Origin of the sequence: Pseudonocardia sp. 73-21, assembly GCF_001899645.1 — a bacterium.
Lineage (GTDB): Bacteria > Actinomycetota > Actinomycetes > Mycobacteriales > Pseudonocardiaceae > Pseudonocardia.
This window is the reverse complement of the sequence record NZ_MKVV01000047.1, coordinates 1-7,483: the sequence shown is the minus strand read 5'-3', so window position 1 is coordinate 7,483 and position 7,483 is coordinate 1. Positions and strand designations below refer to the sequence as shown.

Below are 7,483 nucleotides of genomic sequence, written 5' to 3'. Positions count from 1 at the left end.
CGCGGGTAGCGGCCGGTGAACAGCAGACCCACCGCGGCGATGCACACGAGCATGCTGATCAGACCGACGTCGCCGTAGTAGGCGACCCGCCACGCCCACCGCAGCACGCCGAGGTTTGAACTCGAAGATCGCGCGGGGTAGCAGCACGACGCGGGGCACCAGCAGCAACCACGTGACCAGCCACCGGGCCCGGCTCGGGTCCGGGTCGCGCTGGGCGGTGACCCGGACCGGGCCTGCGGGTGCGCGTTCGTTGTCAGCCATGTCCACGAGGATGTGCGGCCGGACATGACCTCCGGCAGGGCCGTAGGGAGCTCACAAGCGGGTCATGCGGCCTTCCGTAACACCCTGGCTCCGGCCGTTCGAGGAGATCCCTGATGTCGTGGACACGCTCCTGCAGCCGCGGGCGGAGGTGCCGCTCGAGGAACGGCCCGGCAGGTCTCGCGGGCACACCGACTCGCGCTGCTGCAGGATGCTGCCCCGGGCGTGGGCTCGATGTCGCGGACGAGGTGGCCGGTGACCCACGCCGTCCCGGCCGGTCATCCGGCCGGCGACGGAGCGGACGGGGCCGGCGTGGCCCCGTCCGCGTCCGCGCGTCGCCGGACGGGGACGGCGCGCAGCCGTCCCGACTCGGCCAGCACGACGACCTCGTCGGCGGGGTGGTCGGCGAGGGCCGTCATGACGTCATCGGCGGTCCACGCGGGGCCGTCGTCGTCGGTCCGCGTCCAGGCGTCGACCCGGCCGTGCGTGCGGTGGGCGACGTCCTGCGCGGTGGCCCGGTCGGCCGGCCCCAGCAGCAGCACGTACGACGGCCCGCTCGTCCTGGTCGTCGCGGGCGCGCGGCCGCGCCCGGTCCGGCGGACCCTCCAGTGGTAGGCGGCGATCGACGGTGCGGACAGGAGGACGCCGATCGCGTACCGCATCCGGCGGAGGGTCTCCGCTCCGACGCCGCCCCGGACGATGTCGGTGAACAGCAGGTACGCGGCGACGACGAGCGCGACGACAGTCGCCACGGCGCCCACCCCGACGAGCACCGACAGGTAGACGCGCCGGGTCGGGGAGGCCACCTCCTCGGCCACCGCGGCATCGGTCGCGGCCTGGATCCTGCGCCAGTACAGCCCCCACACGGGCCCGCCGACAGCCAGCAGCGTTACACCGGCGAGGAGGGTGTTGACGGTGCTGCCGCCGGCGAACGTGGCGCCGGCGAGGGCGTCGGCGAGCGCCGCGACCACGGTCGTCAACCCGCCCACGGCCGCCAGCAGGCCGACGCCCGACATCAGGTACTCGTAGACCCGCGTCACCTCGGTCCGCCGTCCGGCGCCCGCCCTGCGCAGCACGGCCTGGTGGTACCACCAGACGAGCAGCCCGACGGCCACCGCCGCCGTCCGGCCGGGGGCGCCGGCGAAGTGGTAGGCGGCGACCCGTACACCGGGATCGCCGAACACCCAGACCAGGCCGGTGTAGCCCAGCGTGCTGAAGGCGACGATCGCGGTGACGACCCCGCCCGCCACACCGGCCAGCAGGACGTAGGCGTGCCAGAGCGGCTCACGCTCGAACCGCGAGCCATTCCGGAGCCAGTAGACCCACCAGACCACCGCGCCCGTCACGGCGGTGACCAGGCCCTGCAGGATGGCGTCGCTCCCGCCGTGGAGCATGTCGCCCGCGTCGAGGCCCCACAGCACGCGCAGCGCTCCCGCCAGGAGCGCACCCAGCCCCGTCGCGCCCGTCACCAGACCGATCAGCGAACCTGCGAGCTGGTGCACGCAGGTGTGTTCCGGCTGCGTCACGCGGCCGTCGATCCACCGGTGCGTGGCCCACATGCCGCCCCAGACGACCACCTGGGCCGGCGCCAGGCCGCTGTAGGCCTGCAGGCCCAGCGCCCAGCTCAGCACCGAGTCGGCCCCGGTCACGGCCATCACGAGAGCGGTGAGGGACGCGGCCGTGACGTAGACAGCCCAGCCCAGGGATCGGCCCTCACCGGGGTCGCGGGCGATCGTCCGGCGCGACCACATGGCCACGACGGCGAGCAGGGGGCCGCCGACAGCGGTGAACGCGAGGTCCCGTGCCAGCGCCACCTCGTCGGACCGAGCCAGGGTCGCCGGGCCCAGCAGCCGCCCGAGCAGGCCCGCGAGCCCGACGGCGACCACCACGGCCAGTCCGTAGAGCAGCGCGTACTGGAAGATCCGCCGGACGGCGTGCCCGTCCGCCGGGACGTCCCCGTCCTCGCCTCGCGCCCGTCGCACGCCGAGCAGGACGACGGCCACGAGGAGGACCGGGACCAGCAGCGCGGCGGTCACGTCAGGCCGCCCTTGCGGCAGCCGGACAGCGGCCAGGGCTCACCCGTGAGCAGCCAGGCGCCACCCGAGCGGCTCTGCCGGAGGGTGTGCCTCTCGAACGTCTCCGATCCACCGAGCAGGTCGCCGGACGGCATCGCGACCTCGATGTCGACCCGCGCCGTGTCGCCGGTGACCTGCACGTTCCGCAGGGTGACCTGGACCCCGTCGGGCAACGACGTGGCGTCGAGATCGCTGACGGAGCAGGGGCCGCCGGCAGCGAGGAATTCGGCGGCCCGGTCGTGGTCGCCGTCGATCACGGCGGTGAGATAGGCCTGGACGGTGCCCTCCGGGGTCGCGGGGTCGTACGCCGGACCGGTCCGGTTCGCGGCGAGGACGCCCGCCACCGCCGCGACCACGGCGACGACCACCACCGCGAGCAGCACGACGCGGTTCGGCCGGCGGGCCGCACCGGCCCGTGCCGCCGGTCGTTCGCTGTGGCGATCAGTGTCCGTCATCCCGAGCCTCCGTCCGGCCGGGTCCACTGTCGTGCCCGCGCCCTGCCGTCCGGCAGGGGCGAAGGACCGATCTCCGGGGGCCGATCGGATCAGGAAGATCCGGCGGCGGAGCCCGTCATCGGGGCGACCGGTCCCAGGACCACACTCCGCCACCGCCACGTTGCCGACCTCGGCAGGGTCGCCGGCGTCGGGTGCGCGCGCCGCGTCTCGTCGGTCGTTCGCGGATGCCTGAGGCCGGAAGACCAGGCAACCGTGTCCGTAGCCGGGTGGGGGCAGCAGCGGATCTTCCCGCCGGCTGCGGGTTCGCTCCGTCGACGTCATTGACCCGGGCTCCGCCTCGCACGAAGGTGACGCCCGCGGCCGGGATGCAGGCTGGTCAGCGGGAGGTGGTGCACCGATGTCGATCCCGATCGAGTACCGGGTCCTCGGCCCCGTGGCCGTGCTGGACGTCGCCGGCACCTCTCTGACTGTCGGAGGTGCACGGCGCCGTGCGCTGCTCGCCGCTCTGCTGCTGCACCGTGGAGTGAGCCTGTCGGTGGAGCGGCTGGTCGACATGCTGTGGTCCGCGCCGGCTCCACCGACGGCGGCGACGATGGTGCACGGCGCGGTCGCAGGGCTCCGCAGGGTCCTCGAGCCCGATCGGCGTGATGCGGCCCCTGCGGTGCTCGTCAACCAGGGCGGCGGGTACGCGCTTCAGATCGCTCCTGAGCAGATCGACGCCGTCCGGTTCGAGCGGCTGCTCGGCGCCGGGCGGCAGCTCGTCGACGGGGCGCCCGAGCGTGCGGCCCGGCTCCTCTCCGAGGCACTCACCCAGTGGCGCGCGCCCGCGCTGGAAGGGGTCGGCCAGCCGTTCGCCCGTACTGCGGCGGTGCGGTGGGACGAGCTGCGCCTGGAGTGCGTCGAGCTGCATGCGCAGGCGGAGCTGCGGCTCGGACACCACCACGCCGTCGTCGCCGCGCTCGAGTCCGTGATGGACGAGGACCCGCTCCGGGAGGGCGCGTGCGCGCAACTGATGATCGCGCTGTACCGCTGTGGCCGCCAGGCTGATGCTCTCGCCGCCTACCGCACCCTGCGACGGGCCCTGGTCGAGGACCTCGGGGTAGAGCCCGGAGCCGATCTGCAGCGACTCGAGACGTCGATCCTGCGTCACGGCGAGGAGATGCGGGACACCCGCACGAGACCGGCCCGGCCGGCAGGGCGGGGCACCCCACTGCCGGCGCCGGTCGGTTCTCTCGTCGGCCGGGCGCGTGATCAGAGCGATGTGGTGCTGCAGATGGAGAGGCATCGGCTGGTGACCCTGACCGGCGTCGGGGGAGCTGGGAAGACCCGTCTCGCCAGTGAGGTGCGACGGCATCTCGCCGAGCGCGGTGAGTGCGACACCTTTCTCGTGGACCTGGCCCCGCTGACGGCGCCGGCGCTGATCGAGGAGACCCTCGCCGAGGCCGTGGGGGTTCGTGCCGAGCCCGGTCAACCCCTCGCCCGGACCCTGGCCTCGGCGCTGTCCGCCCAGCCCGCCGTCGTCGTGTTCGACAACTGCGAGCACCTCATCGCCGCGTGTGCCGGTCTCGTGCAGGCACTGCTCGCCGCCACTGGCGAGGTGCGCATCGTGGCGACCAGTCGCGAACCGCTCGGTGTGCCGGGCGAACACGTGCATCCCGTGCGACCGCTGCGGACCCCGGCGGTCGACGAGAGCTGGGAGCAGGTCGCCTCCTGCGAGGCGGTCGTCCTGTTCGCCGCCCGGGCGGCGGCGGCCCGTCCGGGCTTCGCGATCACGGCCCGGAACGCCGCTCTGATCGGGGAGGTGTGCAGGCGGCTCGACGGGCTCCCGCTCGCGATCGAGCTCGCGGCGGCACGTGCCGCCGCGATGCCCCTGGACGAGCTGGTCGGGCGGCTCGACGACCGGTTCACCCTGCTCGAGTCCGCCACCAGGGCCGCGGACGTCCGGCACCGCAGCCTGGCCGCCACGCTCGCCTGGAGCCTGGACCTGCTCACCGACCCGGAGCGAACGATCTTCGGCTGCCTGACGGTGTTCCCCGCGGCCTTCGACCTCGCGGCTGCCACGGCGATCTGCGCGGACCGGGTGAGCGGTGACGTCGCCCTGCTCCTGGTGCGGCTCGTGACCTGCTCCCTGGTGCAGTTCGACGACGACGACGCCGGCGGGGCCCGCTACCGGCTCCTGGAGACGGTGCGCGCCTACGGTCGTGGGCAGCTCGACCCGTCGACGCTCTGCGCGCTCGAGGACCGGCACGCCGCGTACCACCTGGACCGGGCACGAGCTGCGCAACCGCACCTGTTCGTCGCCGGCTCGGGGGTGTGGCTCGAGCAGTTGCACGCCGACCGGCTCGACCTGCGCGCTGCGCTGCAGTGGTGCTTCGGGGCGGGGGGAGACCCCGACCGGGGTGCCGCGCTGGTGAGCTGCCTGTGGCACTACTGGGACCTGCGCGGAGCCCGGGACGAGGGTCTGCGCTGGGTGCACGCCGCCCTGGAGTCGGTGGGCGCCGACCGGCCGGCGCTGCGGCTGCCACTGCTGTCGGCGGGCGCGCTGCTGCATCTGGGCCGGGCCGACTTCGCCGCGACCGTGGACCTCGCGACGGAGCAGCTCGCGCTGGCGCGTCGCGGCGGCGACCGCGCGGCGGAGGGCGACGCGCTGGCCCTGCTGGCCACCGTCGACTGGGCCCGTGGCCGCTTCGACCGTGCCCAGCAACGCTACGAGGACGGCATCGGCGCCTCCCTCGACGGCGGGGACGTCTGGGGCGCCGCGATGGCCGAGGCTCAGCTGGCCCGGTTGCACCGTGACCGGCACGAGCCCGATGCCGCCCGTGCGGTCGGGCGCCGGTCGCTGGCGCACGCCGAGAGCGTCGGCGAGAGCCTGGCGCGCGGGCTGGCTCGCGACGTCCTCGCCTCGCTGGAGCACCAGTGGGGGGACGAGGGTGAGGCGAGCAGGCTCGTGGTGGACGCTCTCGAGCTGTACCGCGGTGTCGGCTACCGCGAGGGCGAGGCATCGGCCCAGCAGCTCGCCGGCGCGATCGCTCTGCGCGCGGGCCGGACCGCGGAGGCGCGTGCCGCCTACGCGGAGTCGCTGCAGCTCAGCGGGCGGATCGGGCACCGGGCGAGTACCGCCGCCGCGCTGGAGGGGCTCGCCGCCGTCGCGTCGGCGGCCGGCGAACCGGCGGAGGCGTCGGAACTGGTTCGGTCCGCGTCGTCGCTGCGCGCCGAGATCGGGATGCCCCCGGGCGGCGATTAGCCGGCGGTTAGCCGGGCCGACCAGACTCGGACGCCGACGACGACGAGGCAGGGAGACGGCCGTGGTGACGCACATGACCACCGACATCGCTGACGAGGTCCTCCGGCCCGGCGACCCCGGCTACGACGCCGCCCGCGCGGTGTTCAACGCGATGATCGACCGGCACCCCCTGGCGATCGTCCGCTGCCGGGACGCCGCCGACGTGGCACGCGGCATCTGCTACGCCCGCGACCACGACCTGGCGCTCTCGGTGCGCGGCGGCGGACACAACGTGGCCGGCAACGCCGTGTGCGACGGCGGGATCATGCTCGACCTGTCGGGCATGAAGGCGGTGTCGGTCGACCCGGACCGTCGCGTGGCCCACGCCGGTGCCGGTCTGCTGCTCGGCGAGCTGGACGGCGCGACCCAGGCCCACGGTCTCGCCACCCCGCTGGGAGTGATGTCGGGCACCGGCATCGCGGGTCTGACCCTCGGCGGCGGTCTGGGCTGGCTCAACGGCCGTCACGGGCTGGCCTGCGACAACCTGATCGGCGCCGACGTCGTCACGGTCGACGGCGAGATCCTGCGGGTCGGACCGGACGACCACGCCGACCTGCTGTGGGGGTTGCGCGGCGGCGGCGGGAACCTGGCCGTCGTCACGTCGTTCCACTACCGGCTGCACCCCGTCGCGACCGTCCTCGCCGGCGCGCTGACCCATCCCTGGTGCGCTGCGCGCGAGGTCCTGGCTCACCACCACGAGTTCATGGCCACCGCCCCCGACGAGCTGGTGAGCGCGGCGTCGCTGGGCATCGGCCCGACCGGCGAGCCGACGGTGACGCTCGTCGTCTCCTGGTGCGGCGACCCCGCCGCCGGGCAACGGGTGCTGGCGCCGCTGCGTGCGTTCGGTGCGCCGCTGGAGGACTCGATCACCGTGCTGCCCTTCCTCGACTGGCAGCGGGCGCCTGACGCCGGCTACCCGCTGGGGCGGCAGCACTACTGGAAGTCCGGCTACCTGCGCCACCTCACCGACGCCGCGCTCGACACGCTCCTCGACCTCGCGCCGACCATCCCGTCCCCGGCCACCGGCATCGGACTGCAGGGGCTGCGCGGCGCCGCGAGCCGGGTGCCGGTCGACGCCACGGCCTTCCCGCACCGGGCCGCGCAGTACGACCTGCTGATCCTGTCCCAGTGGACGGACCCGGCGCTCACGGCCGCGCACGTCGCCTGGGCGCGCGCGGCGTTCGAGGCGCTCGAACCGCACCTGGAGGACGGGGTCTACGTCAACAACCTCGGTGTGGAGGGGCCCGACCGGATCCGGTCCGCCTACGGACCCAACTACGCGAGACTCGCCGGGCTCAAGCGCCGCTACGACCCCGCCAACGTCCTGCGTCTCAACCAGAACGTGGCGCCGGCGAATGGCTAGGACGCTCCTGAAAAAGCCGGTCGTGTCGGTCCTGGCCGGGACGGTCGGG

4 protein-coding genes are annotated in these 7,483 nt (G+C 74.4%); 2 read left to right on the top strand and 2 right to left on the bottom strand.

Annotated features, from left to right (window positions below; genetic code table 11):
* Positions 1-536 precede the first annotated feature (536 nt).
* A complete protein-coding gene (locus BGP03_RS14905; protein WP_298796384.1) occupies positions 537-2,294 on the bottom strand; it encodes a DUF5671 domain-containing protein in 1,758 nt (585 codons plus the stop codon).
* Positions 2,291-2,788: a hypothetical protein gene (locus BGP03_RS14900; RefSeq protein WP_296376082.1), complete on the bottom strand. Its 498-nt coding sequence runs from the start codon at positions 2,786-2,788 to the stop codon at positions 2,291-2,293. The genes BGP03_RS14905 and BGP03_RS14900 overlap by 4 nt, the downstream gene beginning before the upstream one ends.
* A gap of 397 nt (positions 2,789-3,185) precedes the next feature.
* Here BGP03_RS14900 and BGP03_RS14895 point away from each other — a divergent pair, with 397 nt between their 5' ends.
* Together BGP03_RS14895 and BGP03_RS14890 are read left to right on the top strand one after the other, a co-directional pair.
* Positions 3,186-6,032, top strand: a complete 2,847-nt coding sequence (locus BGP03_RS14895) for a BTAD domain-containing putative transcriptional regulator (RefSeq protein ID WP_298796382.1) — start codon at positions 3,186-3,188, stop codon at positions 6,030-6,032.
* 73 nt (positions 6,033-6,105) lie between these two features.
* Positions 6,106-7,434 (top strand): FAD-binding oxidoreductase, encoded by a 1,329-nt coding sequence (locus BGP03_RS14890; RefSeq protein ID WP_298796380.1) that lies wholly within the window; start codon positions 6,106-6,108, stop codon positions 7,432-7,434.
* The last annotated feature ends 49 nt before the right edge of the window (positions 7,435-7,483 follow it).

Bases quoted from the DNA above. Each gene is read 5' to 3' on its own strand.
- BGP03_RS14900 (WP_296376082.1), bottom strand. From the start codon at position 2,788: ATGACGGACACTGATCGCCACAGCGAACGACCGGCGGCACGGGCCGGT.
- BGP03_RS14895 (WP_298796382.1), top strand. From the start codon at position 3,186: ATGTCGATCCCGATCGAGTACCGGGTCCTCGGCCCCGTGGCCGTGCTG.
- BGP03_RS14890 (WP_298796380.1), top strand. From the start codon at position 6,106: ATGACCACCGACATCGCTGACGAGGTCCTCCGGCCCGGCGACCCCGGC.